The 13529-nt window shown below is 69.7% G+C and carries 13 protein-coding genes and 1 tRNA gene; 10 read left to right on the top strand and 4 right to left on the bottom strand.

Features of this window, described 5'->3' with window-relative positions; all coding sequences use genetic code 11:
* The first annotated feature begins 36 nt into the window (after positions 1 to 36).
* Positions 37 to 1239, top strand: coding sequence for an aminotransferase-like domain-containing protein (locus ACTWNK_RS02610; RefSeq protein WP_474301879.1), 1203 nt, complete (start codon positions 37 to 39; stop codon positions 1237 to 1239).
* Positions 1217 to 1549 carry a rhodanese-like domain-containing protein gene (locus ACTWNK_RS02605; RefSeq protein WP_474301878.1) on the top strand — a complete coding sequence of 111 codons (333 nt, stop codon included), beginning with the start codon at positions 1217 to 1219 and terminating at the stop codon, positions 1547 to 1549. Before ACTWNK_RS02610 ends, ACTWNK_RS02605 begins: the two co-directional genes overlap by 23 nt.
* Before the next feature lie 4 nt (positions 1550 to 1553).
* Here ACTWNK_RS02605 and ACTWNK_RS02600 read toward each other — a convergent pair whose 3' ends face one another.
* Both ACTWNK_RS02600 and ACTWNK_RS02595 read right to left on the bottom strand, forming a co-directional pair.
* Entirely contained in the window at positions 1554 to 2429 is an 876-nt protein-coding gene (locus ACTWNK_RS02600) for an Fpg/Nei family DNA glycosylase (protein ID WP_474301877.1), read from the bottom strand.
* A gap of 51 nt (positions 2430 to 2480) precedes the next feature.
* Entirely contained in the window at positions 2481 to 2996 is a 516-nt protein-coding gene (locus tag ACTWNK_RS02595) for a DM13 domain-containing protein (RefSeq protein WP_474301876.1), read from the bottom strand.
* Positions 2997 to 3063: 67 nt separating this feature from the next.
* Here ACTWNK_RS02595 and ACTWNK_RS02590 point away from each other — a divergent pair, with 67 nt between their 5' ends.
* Positions 3064 to 3723 (top strand): GOLPH3/VPS74 family protein, encoded by a 660-nt coding sequence (locus tag ACTWNK_RS02590; RefSeq protein WP_474301875.1) that lies wholly within the window; start codon positions 3064 to 3066, stop codon positions 3721 to 3723.
* Between the two features lie 48 nt (positions 3724 to 3771).
* On the opposite strand, the gene ACTWNK_RS02585 is transcribed toward ACTWNK_RS02590, so the two are convergent.
* A complete protein-coding gene (locus ACTWNK_RS02585; protein ID WP_474301874.1) occupies positions 3772 to 4998 on the bottom strand; it encodes an LCP family protein in 1227 nt (408 codons plus the stop codon).
* A gap of 305 nt (positions 4999 to 5303) precedes the next feature.
* On the opposite strand from ACTWNK_RS02585, the gene ACTWNK_RS02580 reads away from it, so the two are divergent.
* Entirely contained in the window at positions 5304 to 6653 is a 1350-nt protein-coding gene (locus ACTWNK_RS02580; protein WP_474301873.1) for a hemolysin family protein, read from the top strand.
* Positions 6650 to 7681, top strand: a complete 1032-nt coding sequence (locus tag ACTWNK_RS02575) for a hemolysin family protein (protein ID WP_474301872.1) — start codon at positions 6650 to 6652, stop codon at positions 7679 to 7681. Before ACTWNK_RS02580 ends, ACTWNK_RS02575 begins: the two co-directional genes overlap by 4 nt.
* A gap of 268 nt (positions 7682 to 7949) precedes the next feature.
* On the opposite strand, the gene ACTWNK_RS02570 is transcribed toward ACTWNK_RS02575, so the two are convergent.
* Positions 7950 to 8032: transfer RNA gene (locus ACTWNK_RS02570), tRNA-Leu, on the bottom strand.
* A gap of 129 nt (positions 8033 to 8161) precedes the next feature.
* Between ACTWNK_RS02570 and ACTWNK_RS02565 the strand changes: the two genes are divergently transcribed.
* The 5 genes from ACTWNK_RS02565 to ACTWNK_RS02545 are packed head-to-tail and all read left to right on the top strand — an operon-like array spanning position 8162 to position 13486.
* A complete protein-coding gene (locus ACTWNK_RS02565; RefSeq protein ID WP_474301871.1) occupies positions 8162 to 8902 on the top strand; it encodes an FhaA domain-containing protein in 741 nt (246 codons plus the stop codon).
* A 17-nt stretch (positions 8903 to 8919) separates the two neighbouring features.
* A complete protein-coding gene (locus ACTWNK_RS02560) occupies positions 8920 to 9390 on the top strand; it encodes an FHA domain-containing protein FhaB/FipA (RefSeq protein ID WP_474301870.1) in 471 nt (156 codons plus the stop codon).
* Positions 9387 to 10655 (top strand): Stp1/IreP family PP2C-type Ser/Thr phosphatase, encoded by a 1269-nt coding sequence (locus tag ACTWNK_RS02555; protein ID WP_474301869.1) that lies wholly within the window; start codon positions 9387 to 9389, stop codon positions 10653 to 10655. Before ACTWNK_RS02560 ends, ACTWNK_RS02555 begins: the two co-directional genes overlap by 4 nt.
* Positions 10656 to 12038, top strand: a complete 1383-nt coding sequence (locus ACTWNK_RS02550) for an FtsW/RodA/SpoVE family cell cycle protein (protein ID WP_474301868.1) — start codon at positions 10656 to 10658, stop codon at positions 12036 to 12038.
* Positions 12035 to 13486 carry a peptidoglycan D,D-transpeptidase FtsI family protein gene (locus ACTWNK_RS02545; RefSeq protein ID WP_474301867.1) on the top strand — a complete coding sequence of 484 codons (1452 nt, stop codon included), beginning with the start codon at positions 12035 to 12037 and terminating at the stop codon, positions 13484 to 13486. The genes ACTWNK_RS02550 and ACTWNK_RS02545 overlap by 4 nt, the downstream gene beginning before the upstream one ends.
* Positions 13487 to 13529: the final 43 nt, after the last annotated feature.

The following is a 13529-nucleotide window of genomic DNA, read 5'->3' as shown; positions in this document are numbered from 1 at the left end:
AGAAAGTGCCCCAACTTTGGGCGGTACTGTGATCGTATGCCCGACCTTGCTCTTGCCTCCCGACTGGCCGGTGTGTCCAGCTCCATCGTGCGCGACCTGCTCGCCCTGACCGCACGGCCCGGTGTGATCTCGTTCGCCGGAGGCCTGCCCGCCCCTGAGTTCTTCGACACCGACGGGCTCAACGCCGCATACGACAGGGTGCTCACCGGTCCCGCGGCCCAGCGCGCGCTGCAGTACTCGCCGACCGAGGGCGACCCCGCCCTGCGGGCCCTCATCGCCGGGCGGCTGACCCGCAAGGGGCTGCGGACGGCGGCGTCGGAGGTGCTCGTGACGGCGGGGTCGCAGCAGGCGCTGAACCTGGTGGCCACCGCGCTGATCGACCCCGGCTCGGTCGTGCTGGTCGAGGAGCCCACCTACCTCGCCGCCCTGCAGTGCTTCCAGCTGGCCGGAGCCAGGGTGGTGCCGGTCAGGGGCGACGCGGACGGCATCGACCCCGAGGCGCTCGAAGAGGCGGTGCGCAGGGAGCGGCCCGCGCTGCTGTACCTGGTGCCGACGTTCGCCAACCCCACCGGAGGCACGCTCTCGCCCGCCCGCAGGGCCGCCGTCGCCGCGCTGGCCGCCGAGCACGACTTCTGGATCGTCGAGGACGACCCGTACGGCGAACTGCGCTTCTCCGGTGAGCCGCAGCCCCCTCTGGCCGCGCAGGCCGCATCGGCCGATCGGGTGATCTACCTCGGCAGCTTCTCCAAGGTGCTGGCGCCCGGGCTCAGGCTGGGCTGGGCGCGCGCCCCGCAGGGTGTGCTCGGCTCGCTCGTGCTGGTCAAGCAGGCCGCCGACCTGCACACCTCGACGATCAACCAGGCCGCTGCCGTGGAGTTCCTCGCGGCCAACGACCTCGACGCGCACCTGGAGCGCATCCGCACCGGCTACCGCGAGCGCCGCGACGCCATGCTGTCCGCACTGCCCGCCGCCACCCCGCCGGGCACCACGTGGAACACCCCGGACGGCGGCATGTTCGTCTGGGTACGGCTGCCGCACGGCCACGACACCGTCGACCTGCTGCCGAAGGCCCTCACGCGCGACGTCGCCTTCGTGCCGGGACCGGCCTTCTACATCGCCGAACCCGACGCCGCGACCCTCCGCCTCTCGTACACGACGTACACGCCCGCGGAGATCGGCGAAGGAATGCGGCGCCTCGGTGAGGTGATCTGGGAGAATGGATCGCATGACGGTTCCTGAGGTCTCAGCCCGCGACGTGCCGGAAGACGGTTTTCTGCTGGATGTCCGCGAGCCCGACGAGTGGCAGGCGGGCCACGCGCCCAAGGCAGTGCACATCCCGCTCGGCCGGCTCCAGGCCGAGGTCGACGGCGTGCCCGCCGACCAGCCCGTCTACGTGATCTGCAGGGCCGGAGGGCGTTCGGCCCAGGCCGCCGCGTGGCTCAACCACATCGGCCGCGACGCGATCAATGTCGAGGGCGGCATGCAGGCGTGGGCGTGGGCGCAGAAGCCCATGGTCAGCGAGGGCGGCCAGGACCCCTACGTCGCCTGAGCCGTCATTTGAGCAGCTTCGACATCCGGCGGTCGGCCAGGGGCTTGCCGCCGGTCTGACACGTCGGGCAGTACTGAAGCGAGGAGTCGGCGAACGACACCTCGCGGATCGTGTCGCCGCACACGTCGCAGGGCAGGCCCGCCCTGTTGTGCACGCGCAGGCCCGACTTCTTCTCGGTCTTGAGGTCCTTGGCCGCGACCCCCCTGGCCCGCTCGACGGCGTCGCGCAGGGTCGTCACCATGGCCTCGTACAGATCGGCGACCTGCTCGTCCGTCAGGCTTGCGGCGATCTTGAAGGGCGACATGCGGGCGGCGTGCAGCACCTCGTCCGAGTAGGCGTTGCCGATGCCCGCGATGATCTTCTGGTCGCGCAGCAGGCCCTTGATCTGGGTGCGGTTGCCGCCCACGATGGCCTTCAGCGTGTCGACGGTGAAGTCGGGAGCGAGCGGGTCCGGCCCGAGTGCCGCGATGCCCGGTATCTCGGCCGGGTTCTTCGTGACGTAGACCGCCAGGCGCTTCTGCGTGCCCGCCTCGGTCAGCTCGAACCCCGGCTCGCGCCCGTCGTCGCCCGACAGCCTGACGCGCACCGCGAGCGGCCCCTTGCCCGGACGCACCGGCTTGGCGCCTGACAGGTCCTCGCGCCAGCGCAGCCAGCCCGCGCGGGCCAGGTGCGTGACGAAGTGCAGGCCGTCGCAGTCGAGGTCGAGGAACTTGCCGTGCCGCGTCACCGACGTCACGGTCAGGCCCCCGAGCGCGGACACCGGAGGGTCGAACGTCTTCAACGCCTGGAAGGCCACGACATCGACCCCCAGGACCGTGTGGCCCACCGCCCGCTCACGCAGGAACTCGGCGAGCGACTCCACTTCCGGTAGTTCGGGCATGCCTCCACACTACGTCGCCCCAGGTTGTCCACAGCCTGTGGACAACCTGGCTCAGGCCGGCTTCAGCGTCGCAGCCCCGAACGACACGGCGAACCTCCGGCACCAGATCGTCACACTGCTCAGCGCGTCGAGATCGGCCGAGGCCGGGATCGCGTAGTTGGCGTCGCCCCTGTTGCCCTTCAGCGCGCCGAGCTCCACGTGCTCGCCGTCGTCGAAGGCGTGCCAGTCGTCGGTGACCGGCTGGTCGCTCAGCCATACCCGCAGGTCGGGACCGTCGGAGGTGTCGAGGTTCTCGATCCTCAGCACCCTGCCGCCGCCGGGCAGCTCCAGCACCCTCGCCCGGCCCTTCGTGGCGTGCTCGTGCGTGACGAACACACCGGCGGCCAGCGTCGTGGCGGCACGCGCCCGGCCCGGCTCCCGCTCCACGGCGGGCACGGTCGGCGCGGCCTCGTTCACCACGACGGTCGTGAACAGCCGCCACGGCTGGAACAGCGCCAGCCCCACCACCAGTCCCGCGGCCACCACGACCGAGACCACGCCTGCGACAGCTCGTCCGGTGATTCTCATACATCCCAGCAGAGCACGCCTTTCCCGCCCCGATCCTTACCGACCGCTTACGGCGTAGGGTCTGGGCATGAGTGTGACCATCGCCGAGGAAGTCCTGCTTCTGGCGCACAGCGAGGACGAGGGCAAACAGCTGATCGGCTCGACCGAACTCGACGCGGCGCTCGGCGGAGCGGTGCTGGCCGAGCTGGCGCTGGCGGGCCGGATCGAGCTGACCGAGAAGCGGGTCGTCACCACCGACCCCACGCCGCTGGGCGAGGCCGAGCTCGACGAGGCGCTGCGGCGCGTCACCGACGAGCGCAAGGAGCGCAAGCCCCAGTGGTGGGTGTACAAGCTGCACTCCAGCAAGCTGCGCAAGCGCCTGCTGACCGGGCTCGCCGACGCCGGGATCCTGTCGGAGACCAAGGGCAAGGTGCTCGGCGTCTTCCCGACCACCCGCTGGCCCGAGGCCGACCCCAGCGTCGAGGCCGAGATCAGGCACCGCGTGGCCGACGTGCTCGGCGGCGCCGAACCCGACGAGCGCACCGCGGTGCTCATCGCCGTGCTGCACGCCTCCAAGCTCGACCGCAAGGCCTTCCCCGGCGCCGACCGGGACCGGATCAAGGCGGTGGCCGAGGGCGAGTGGGCGGGTGAGGCCGTCGCCAAGGCCATCGCCTCGATCAACGCCGCCATCACGGCGGGCATCACGGCCGCCGTGGTGAGCGGAGCGGTGGCGGGCAGCTCGGGCTGACCCCGCCGCCTCCTACTTGGACGCAGCTCGGGCTGAACCCGCCGCCTCCTACTTGGACAGGGCGTCCTTCGGGACCGGCTTGTCCTCCTTGAGTGCGTTGAACAGGCGCAGCGCCTTCTCCCTGTCCCACTTGACCGCCGAGCCGCCGCCCGCGATCTCGTTGCCGCCGAAGGGCACGACGGTGGTGACCGGGCTCTCGCCCATCGCCAGGCCGAGCGACAGCAGGTCGAAGGCCCCGGTGCTGGAGTCGACCGTGACCGCCTCGGTGGCGCTCATCGCCAGCGGGATCGAGGTGAACGGGTTGATCAGCACACCCGGGCTGGCCGCCTTCTTCACCACGGCCGCGAGGAACTGCCGCTGGCGCTGGGTGCGCTCGAAGTCGGGCAGCGCGCCGCCCTTGCGCGTGCGGACGTAACCGAGCGCCTGGCCGCCCGTCAGCTCCTGCGGGCCCTTCTTGAGCTTGAGTCCGGCCTTCGGGTCGTCGATGTCGGCCCTGACGTTGATCTCCACACCGCCGACCGCGTCGACGATGCCGACGAAACCGGCGAAGCCGATCTCCATGTAGTTGTCGATCCTGATGCCGGTCGCCGACTCGATCGTGCGGACCAGCAGCTTGGGCCCGCCGAAGGCGTAGGCGGCGTTGAGCTTGTTGCGGCCCTTGCCGGGGATGGTGACGGCCGAGTCGCGCGGCAGCGAGACCAGCGTGGCCTTGTCACTGCCCTCCGGCACGTGCAGCAGCATCATCGAGTCGGTGCGCTGGCCCGCCGCCCTGCCGGTGGCCAGCTTCTTGCGCTGGGCCGCCGACAGGCCCTTGCGGCTGTCGGAGCCGACGAGCAGCCAGTTGGTGCCAGGCGTGTCTTCCGGGCGGCCCTCGTAGTCGTCGAGCACGCCTTCGATGCCGGCCAGCCGCGAGTTGATCCAGAAGATCATCCCGATGCCCGCCACCAGCAGCACGACCACCAGCCCGGCGACGATCTTGAGAATCGTCCGGCCCGACGGGCGCCTGCGCGGGCCGCGGTCGGGCCTGCCGCCTCCGCCTCCCCTGCCGCCGAACCCGAAGCCGCCCCCTCCGCCGCCTTCCGGCGAGGGCGAGCGCGAGTCCTTGGGCCTGCCGAGCGGCCGGACCGGGCTCTTGCCCGAGCGGGCCTTGCCGTAGACCTTGGAGGTGGCCTTCGGCGCTTCGGGGGCGGGCACGGGCGAGGGGTACTTCGCCGTGCCGGGCGCCGGATGCGCAGGCTGACCTGCGGCGCGGAGCCGTTCGTCCTTGGGCGTCATGGGTAGCGGGCGGCCCTCTCCGGGCGCTCGCATTGCGCGCGTGCGGTCGTCCTCAGCCACGTGTTCCCCTTCGATCACCTCAACGCTACGTCGAAGTGGTACCAGTGCATGACCCTCACCAAAGAATCACCAGGGAAAAGTACACGGATCATCGGAAACCGACTCCGGAAACAAGTGACCCCACCTCGGTCGTTACCGTTGAAGACCACCTGCGTCGAAAGGAAGATCGTGTCCGCTCCGGACTCATGGAGTACCTACCCGTGCCAACGCACGGGTCCTGGTGAAAACCGCGGGAGTTTCCTGCGGTGAGTGCCTATCTCGGCCTTCTGGCCCTTTTCCTCCTCACCGCGGCGACGGGGTACTTCGTCGCACAGGAGTTCGCGTTCGTCGCGGCCGACCGCACGCTGCTGCGGGAGCAGGCCGCCGCCGGTGACGCCGCCGCCGAGCGGGCGTTGCAGGTGACCTCCCGCCTGTCGTTCATGCTGTCGGGCGCGCAGCTCGGCATCACGGTCACGGCGCTGCTCGTCGGCTTCATCGCCGAGCCCGCCATCGCCACCATCGTGGGTCCCTGGCTCAGGGACGCGGGCCTGGCGCCCGCCATGGTCACCGGGCTCTCGCTCGCCACCGGCGTCATCGTCGCGACCGTCATCCAGATGGTGCTGGGCGAGCTCGCACCCAAGAACCTGGGCATCGCCAGGCCCGAGCCCGTGGCCAAGTTCCTCGCCCGCTCGACGCTGGTCTACCTCAAGATCGCGGGACCGGTCATCAGGCTGTTCGACACGGCCGCGACCGGCCTGCTGCGCAAGCTGGGCGTCGAGCCCGTCGAAGAGGTCGAGCACGGCGCCACGCCCGAGGAGCTCTCGCGCATCATCGCCGAGTCCAGCCAGGCGGGCGAGCTGCCGCCCAGGCTGTCGGAGCTGCTGGAGCGCGCCCTGGAGTTCGGCGACCGCGACGCCGAGGAGATCATGGTCCCGCGCCCCCGCGTGGTGCTGCTGCGCGCCGACCACCCGATCACCGAGCTGGTCGAGGCCATGGGCGAGTGCGGCCACTCCCGCTACCCCGTGGTCGGGGCCGACGGCGACGTCGTCGGCGTGACCGGCGTGCGCGAGATGCTGACGGCGGGCCCCGAGGCCAGGCTCGTGTCCGACGTGACCAAGCCCGCCCTGCTCGTGCCCGACTCGCTGCCGCTGCCGCTCATCCTGGAGCGCATGCGCACGGCGGGCGACGACATGGCCGTGGTCATCGACGAGTACGGCGGCCTGGCGGGCGTCATCACCGTCGAGGACATGGCCGAGGAGCTCGTCGGCGAGCTGGTCGACGAGAACGACCCCGAGCCCGTCGGCGTCGTCGCCAGGCCGGACGGCACCTGGGACGTGCCCGGCACGCTCAGGCTCGACGAGATCGAGCGCGCCACCGGCATCGCACTGCCCGAGAGCGACGACTACGACACGATCGCCGGGCTCGTCCTGGCCAGGCTCGGCCGGATGCCGGAGGCCGGTGACACGGTCTCGGTCGTCTTCACCCCCGAGACCGATCCCTTCTCCGAGGCCGAGGAGGAGCACCAGGCGGTCCTGACCGTCCTGTCGCTGCACCGCCGCGTGCCCGAGTGGGTGCGCCTGTGCCCGGCGGCCCAGACCGTTGGAGCGAGCCGATGAACCCGCTGACGATGATCCTCATCAGCCTGGGCCTGCTCGCGGGCAACGCGCTGTTCGTGGCGGCCGAGTTCGCCTTCGTCTCGGCCAAGCGCCATCGCCTCGAGGAGATGGCGTCGGGCGGCAGCAGGCTGACCAGGATCACCGCCAAGTCGGCGGTGGGCGGCGGCAGGCAGCTGTCGCTGATGCTGGCGGGCGCGCAGCTCGGCATCACGCTGTGCACGCTGGGGCTCGGCATGGTGACCGAGCCCGCGATCGAGCACTACCTGGAGCCGGTGTTCGCGGCCGTCGGCGTGCCCGAGTCGCTGCAGGTGCCGATCTCGCTGGCCATCGCGCTGACGCTGGTCACCTTCCTGCACATGGTGCTGGGCGAGATGATGCCCAAGTCGTGGGCGCTGACCCACCCCGAGACCGCGGCGATGGCGCTGACGCTGCCCTTCCGCGGCTTCACCTGGCTGATGCGCCCGCTGCTGGCCTCGCTCAACGGGCTGACCAACGTGATACTGCGCGTGTTCGGCGTGCACCCGAAGGACGAGCTCGCCACCACGCGCACGCCGCACCAGCTGGCCATGCTGGTCGGCGAGTCGGCGCGGATGGGCCTGCTCGACCGCACCGAGCACGACCTGCTCACCCGGGCGCTGCGGCTGGACGCCGAAGGCATCGAGCCGCTGATGATCCCGATCGACCAGGTCGTGAGCGTGCCCGCCGACGCCGACTCCGGCCGGATCAAGGCCGTCGCCGCGCGCAGCGGCCATCTGCGCCTGCTGGTCGGCACCCCGCAGTCCGTCGAGGGCGTCCTGCACGCCCGTGACGCGGTCGTACAGCCCGACAGGACGGCCGGTGAGCTCGCCAGGCCGTTCCCGCGTCTGGAGTGCACCACGGCCGTCCAGGAGGCCGTCACGGCCCTTCAGGAGGCGCGTGCGCACCTCGGGCTGGTCACGGCCGGGCCCGGCGGCCCGGTGATCGGCATGGTGAGCCTGACCGACCTGCTGGGCGAACTTCTCGACATGCGGGCCATCGCAGGACGATGACGACATCCCTGGGCCCCCGACACGCGCGGGGGTCCAGAGGTGCAAGCGAGACGAAAGTCACTATCAAGCCGACCCCGGTAAAACCGTACGGCGTCCCTGCGGCGCGAAATTGGGCCCCGTACGGGCTTCTAACTTGAGAGGCGGCTGACTACGTTGACCCATGTGACGCAGTCGGTCCGGGGCGCACCACGTGCACTGATGGGTCCCACGAGACGCGACAGGTCCTGTGGGACGCAGAAAGCCCCGGCGTATAGCCGGGGCTTCGTTGTGGGCGAGGAGGGATTTGAACCCTCACGTCCTTTCGGACACACGGACCTGAACCGTGCGCGTCTGCCGTTCCGCCACCCGCCCTTTTTGGGTGCGGAGAAACAGTAGCACGGATGAGCTGGTGGTACCGAACCCGGATACGATCGCATCAGGCACGCAGGGGACAAGCTGTAGCTGACCCCTTGGAAACGCAGGGATGAAGGGAGGCACCGGGTGGGAGTCCTTCAGCGCTTCGAGCGACGGCTCGAAGGCTTGGTTGAGGGGGCCTTTGCGCGGGCGTTCAAGTCCGACCTTCAGCCGGTCGAGGTCGCGAGCGCCGTCCAACGAGAGATGGACGAGCGCGCGGCGATCGTGGCTCAAGGGCGCACGCTCGTGCCCAACGACTTCGTGGTTGAGCTCTCCACGACCGACAGCGAACGGCTGGAGGTCTATGCGGACAGCATCAGTCACGAGCTGGCCAACCTCGCCAGGGAGTACGCCAAGGAACAGGGCTACTCGTTCGTCGGACCGGTCCGGGTGCGCTTCGAGACGGCGGGCGACCTCGCGGTCGGCCTGTTCCGCATCAGGTCCGGCGTCATCAGAGGCGCCACGGTCGAACAGGACGAGATCAGGCAGCCGGTCAGCGACCTGCCTCCGGCCAGGCCACACGCCTTCGGCGGCAGGCCCAGGCTGCTGGTGTCCACGCAGGACGACCCGCAGGGCGAACGCTCCTACGAGCTCACCACTCCGGTGACCTTGCTCGGCAGGGGCACCGACTGCGATCTTCGTCTGGTGGATCCCGGGGTCTCACGGCACCACGCGGAGCTTCGCGTGGAAGGCCAGCAGGTCGTGCTCGTCGACCTGGGCTCCACGAACGGCACCTTCGTCAACGGCCAGCCGGTTCGCAGGATCGAGCTCCAGAATGGCACTCGTGTCACCCTGGGCCGCACGACCCTGGTTTTCCGGCGCGATTAGAGGTAGACAAACGGTCCATGTCCGAGCTCACGCTGCTGCTGATCAAGCTCGCCTTCCTGGCGGTGCTGTGGTTCTTTGTCATTGCCGCAGTCGGGGTGATCCGCACGGACCTCTTCGGATCCCGTACGGCTCCCGCGGCGATTCGCACAACCGCCAAAGCCGCCAAACCGGCAGCAAAGGCAAAGCCGAAGAAGGGGGAGCCACGCCAGTTGATCGTGACCGGTGGCCCCTTACAGGGCACCACCATTAACCTCACGGAGACGCCCATCACCATCGGCAGGGCGACCGACGCCACGCTGGTAGTCAGCGATGACTACGCTTCCAGCCGGCACGCCCGCCTCTTCCCCCAGGACGGTCAGTGGATCGTGGAAGATCTCGGCTCGACCAACGGCACGTACCTCGACCGCTCAAAAGTCACCCGTCCGACCCCGGTGCCGCTCGGAGTTCCGATCCGCATCGGCAAGACCGTCATTGAATTGCGCAAATGACCATCGCACTCCGCTACGCCGCCCGCTCGGACGTCGGCCTCCTCCGCGAAGGAAACGAGGACTCGGCGTACGCTAGCGGCCGCCTACTGGCCGTCGCCGACGGCATGGGCGGACACGCACACGGCGAGGTGGCGAGCTCCGTCGCCATCGCCGCCATGGCCTCTCTCGAAGAGGTCCCCCAGGGTGGTGACCTGCTCAACTCCATCGAAGCAGCCGTGCGAGACGCCAATCGCAAGCTGCACGAGATGGTCGGGCGGGACCCGAGCCTCAAGGGCATGGGCACCACTCTCACCGCCATGTTCTGGAACGGCACCCAGGTCGCACTCGTGCACGTGGGCGACTCGCGCGCCTACCTGCTCAGACGCGGGGAGCTCTACCAGATCACCCACGACCACACCCTCGTCCAGCAGCTCGTGGACGACGGGCGCATCACGCAGGAGGAGGCCGCCACGCATCCGCAGCGGTCGATCCTGCTGCGCGCGCTCGACGGCAGCGGAGAGGTCGATCCCGACCTCACCCTGCGCGAGGCCCAGGTCGGCGACCGCTACCTGCTGTGCTCGGACGGCCTCTCCGGCGTGGTGAGCGCGGAGACGCTGCACGCCACGCTGTCCAATCTCGACGATCCCGACGACGTGGTCAGGCAGCTCATCGACCTGGCCAACCGAGGCGGCGGCCCCGACAACATCACGTGTGTGGTGGCCGACGTCATCGAGGTCGGAGAGGGCGCACAGCCCACCGTCGACGCCGCCGTCGTGGGCGCCGCCGGTATGACCAGGGTCAGGCACAGCCCGCCCGACACCCCGGCAGGCCGGGCCAGCGCGGTCACCGCGCCGCAACCGGCGATCTCCGACGACGACTTCGATCCCCCGGTCGCCCAGGCGGCCGGGCGGCGGGGTCGTCGCCGGAGGGTCTGGCCGGTCCTCGTCACCGTGCTCGGCGTGGGCGCGGTGCTGGTCGGCGGCGGCGTGTACTTCGGCCTGCAGTGGGTCGACGAGCAGTACTTCGTCGGGGTCAGCGGCGAGGAGATCGTCGTCTACCAGGGCATAGACAGCGCAGTGGGACCGATCCAACTGTTCAAGGTGGCGGAGAACACGGGCCGGTCGATAGACGCCCTGTCCGACGCCGACAAGGAGATGGTTCGCAGCGGGATCATCGTCGAGACCCCCGAGAAAGGAATCGAGCGCATCAACCAGCTGAGGCCCGTCGTGGCGCCGCCCAAGACACCCGAGGCCACCCCTTCCCCGAGCCCTTCCAAGTCGCGCTAGATGAACGAAGTGGTCAGCGCTTCCCCCGTCCCCTTGCCCGCCAAGAGGCGAGTGGCGCAGCTCCTCATGCTCGCGGCCGCCGTCCTGATCGTGATGGGCGCCTACGCGAACGTCGGTCTCGCGATCGACAACAAGATCCCCTCGGGGATGCTGACCTACGGCTTGAGCCTCGGCGGCCTGATGCTCGCCGCCTATCTGGTGCTCGCCAGGTTCGCCCCCTGGGCGGACCCGCTGATCCTGCCGCTGGTCACGATCATCAACGGCCTCGGGCTGGTGATGATCTACCGGCTCGAACTCGGGGGCCAGAAGGGCGCCTCCGCGACCAACCAGCTCATCATGACCGCGGCCGGAGTGGTGCTGTTCACCGTCACGCTGATCGTGCTGCGCGACCATCGCGCGCTGCAGCGGATGACGTACACCGCCGGATTCGCCGGGCTGTTCCTCCTGGTCTCGCCGCTCGTGCCCGGCCTCGGCCGCACGATCAACGGCGCCCGCATCTGGATCGGTGTCGGCGGCTTCAGCATCCAGCCCGCCGAGTTCGCCAAGCTGGCCCTGGTCGTCTTCTTCGCCGGTTACCTGGTCGCCAAACGCGACGTGCTGGCGCTGGCCGGGCGCAGACTGCTGTTCATCGACCTGCCGCGCGCCCGCGACCTCGGGCCGGTGCTCATCACCTGGGGCGTCAGCCTCGGCGTGCTGATCCTGCAGAAGGACCTGGGGTCCTCGCTGCTGCTGTTCGGCACCTTCATCATCATGCTGTACATCGCCACCCAGCGCACGTCGTGGGTGCTGATCGGCATCCTGCTGTTCGTCGGCGGCGCCTACATCGCGGGCCTGGCCTTCGACCACGTCGGCGACAGGTTCGAGGTCTGGCTCGACCCCGGCAACAACGAGTTCTACGAGCGCGCCTACGGCGGCAGCTACCAGACCATGCAGGGCCTGTACGGCCTGGGCGCGGGCGGCATCCTCGGCACCGGGCTCGGCCAGGGCCACCCGGACCTGATCCCGCTGGCCTTCTCCGACTTCATCTTCGCCGCGACCGGCGAGGAGCTCGGGCTGACCGGTCTGATGGCCCTGCTCATGCTCTACGCGCTGCTCGTCGAGCGTGGCCTGCGTACCTCGATCGCGGCCCGCGACCCGTTCTCCAAGCTGCTGGCCGGCGGCCTGTCGTTCATCCTCGCCTGGCAGGTCTTCATCATCGTCGGCGGGGTCACCAACCTGATCCCGCTGACCGGCCTGGTCACCCCCTTCATGTCGCAGGGCGGCTCCGCCCTGCTGGCCAACTGGATTCTGATCGCCCTACTCATCCGGATGTCGGACGTGGCGCGCCGTCCCGCGCCCCAGGCCATCCAGGACGAGGGACTGACACAGGTGTTCCAACGATGAACAGCCCCCTGAAGCGCGCGGCACTCGCCTGTCTGCTCATGTTCGGCCTGCTCATGGTGAATGTGAACTGGCTGCAAGGGGTACGCGCCGAGAGCCTGCGCGACGACGCGCGCAACAAGCGCAACTTCTTCGAGCGCTACGAGGTCGAACGCGGCCGGATCACGGCGGGCGACCAGGTGCTGGCCAAGTCGGTCGAGACCAAGGGCGACTTCCGCTTCCTGCGCGAGTACACCGATCCCGAGCTCTACGCGCACATCACCGGCTTCTTCTCCCCCGAGAGCGAGTCCGGCATCGAGCGCGCGCACAACAGGCTGCTCGACGGCTCCAGCGCCGACCTGCTGCTGCGCCGGAGCATCGACCTGTTCACCGGCGAGCCGACCAGAGGCGCCAACGTCGCCCTGACGATCATCCCCAGGGCGCAGAAGGCCGCGTACGACGCGCTCAAGGGCGTGGGCAAGAAGGGCGCCGTCGTCGCGCTCAACCCGAAGACCGGTGCGATCCTGGCCATGGTCTCGCTGCCCACGTACAACCCGCAGACGTTGTCCGGCACCGACAAGGGCTCCGTGTTCGCGGCCTACGACAAGCTGGCCAAGGACAAGAACCAGCCGCTGCTCAACCGCAACATCGACCGGACGTACGCGCCCGGCTCGACGTTCAAGGTGCTGACGACCGCGGCCTTCCTGGAGGACGACTCCAGCCGCGACGCCCAGACCGTCGTGCCCGCCCCTCAGGTGCTCGACCTGCCCAACACCTCGGCCGGACTGCCCAACTACGGTGGATCGGCGTGCGGCGCGGGCCAGGTGCCGCTGGTGTTCGCCCTTGAGCGCTCGTGCAACACGCCGTTCGGCAAGATCGCCATGGACCTCGGCTACGACAAGATGAAGGAGCAGGCCGACCGCTTCGGCATCGGCGAGCCGCTCTCCATCCCCATGGGCGTGGCGGCGAGCGACATCGGCAAGGAAGAGGACGCCGCCGCGCTCGCGATGATGTCGATCGGCCAGCGCAGCAACCAGATGACGCCGCTGCAGATGGCGATGATCGCGGCCGGCATCGGCAACAACGGCACGGTCATGCGTCCGTACCTGGTGCAGAACATCACCGACTCCAAGGGCGACCCGGTCGAGGAGGCCGACCCCAGCGAGCTGTCGGAGGCGGTCAGCGAGGACACCGCGTCCAAGCTGCGCGACATGATGCTCAGCGTCGTCAACAACGGCACCGCGGGCGCCGCGAAGATCGACAACGTCGAGGTCGCGGGCAAGACCGGCACCGCCGAGACCGTGCGCGGACAGGCGCCGCACGCCTGGTTCATGGCGTTCGCGCCCGCGCGCGACCCCGAGGTCGCCATCGCCGTCATCGTGGAGTCCGGCGCGGCGGGCAACGACGCCACCGGCGGTCACACGGCCGCCCCCATCGCCAAGTCGGTCATGGAGGCGGTGCTCAAGCGGTGAGCACCGTCACACGCGCGGTGCTGAACCGATGACCGCTTTCAAC

Source organism: Nonomuraea sp. IBHARD001 (assembly GCF_056106265.1).
Note: the sequence above shows the minus strand (reverse complement) of the source record. Positions and strands in the feature narration are given on the sequence as shown.

Coding starts and splice junctions, on each gene's coding strand:
- ACTWNK_RS02595 (WP_474301876.1), bottom strand. CDS start 2,996: ATGAGAATCACCGGACGAGCTGTCGCAGGCGTGGTCTCGGTCGTGGTG.
- ACTWNK_RS02545 (WP_474301867.1), top strand. CDS start 12,035: ATGAACAGCCCCCTGAAGCGCGCGGCACTCGCCTGTCTGCTCATGTTC.
- ACTWNK_RS02560 (WP_474301870.1), top strand. CDS start 8,920: ATGTCCGAGCTCACGCTGCTGCTGATCAAGCTCGCCTTCCTGGCGGTG.
- ACTWNK_RS02600 (WP_474301877.1), bottom strand. CDS start 2,429: ATGCCCGAACTACCGGAAGTGGAGTCGCTCGCCGAGTTCCTGCGTGAG.
- ACTWNK_RS02555 (WP_474301869.1), top strand. CDS start 9,387: ATGACCATCGCACTCCGCTACGCCGCCCGCTCGGACGTCGGCCTCCTC.
- ACTWNK_RS02590 (WP_474301875.1), top strand. CDS start 3,064: ATGAGTGTGACCATCGCCGAGGAAGTCCTGCTTCTGGCGCACAGCGAG.
- ACTWNK_RS02585 (WP_474301874.1), bottom strand. CDS start 4,998: ATGACGCCCAAGGACGAACGGCTCCGCGCCGCAGGTCAGCCTGCGCAT.
- ACTWNK_RS02575 (WP_474301872.1), top strand. CDS start 6,650: ATGAACCCGCTGACGATGATCCTCATCAGCCTGGGCCTGCTCGCGGGC.
- ACTWNK_RS02605 (WP_474301878.1), top strand. CDS start 1,217: ATGGATCGCATGACGGTTCCTGAGGTCTCAGCCCGCGACGTGCCGGAA.
- ACTWNK_RS02550 (WP_474301868.1), top strand. CDS start 10,656: ATGAACGAAGTGGTCAGCGCTTCCCCCGTCCCCTTGCCCGCCAAGAGG.
- ACTWNK_RS02610 (WP_474301879.1), top strand. CDS start 37: ATGCCCGACCTTGCTCTTGCCTCCCGACTGGCCGGTGTGTCCAGCTCC.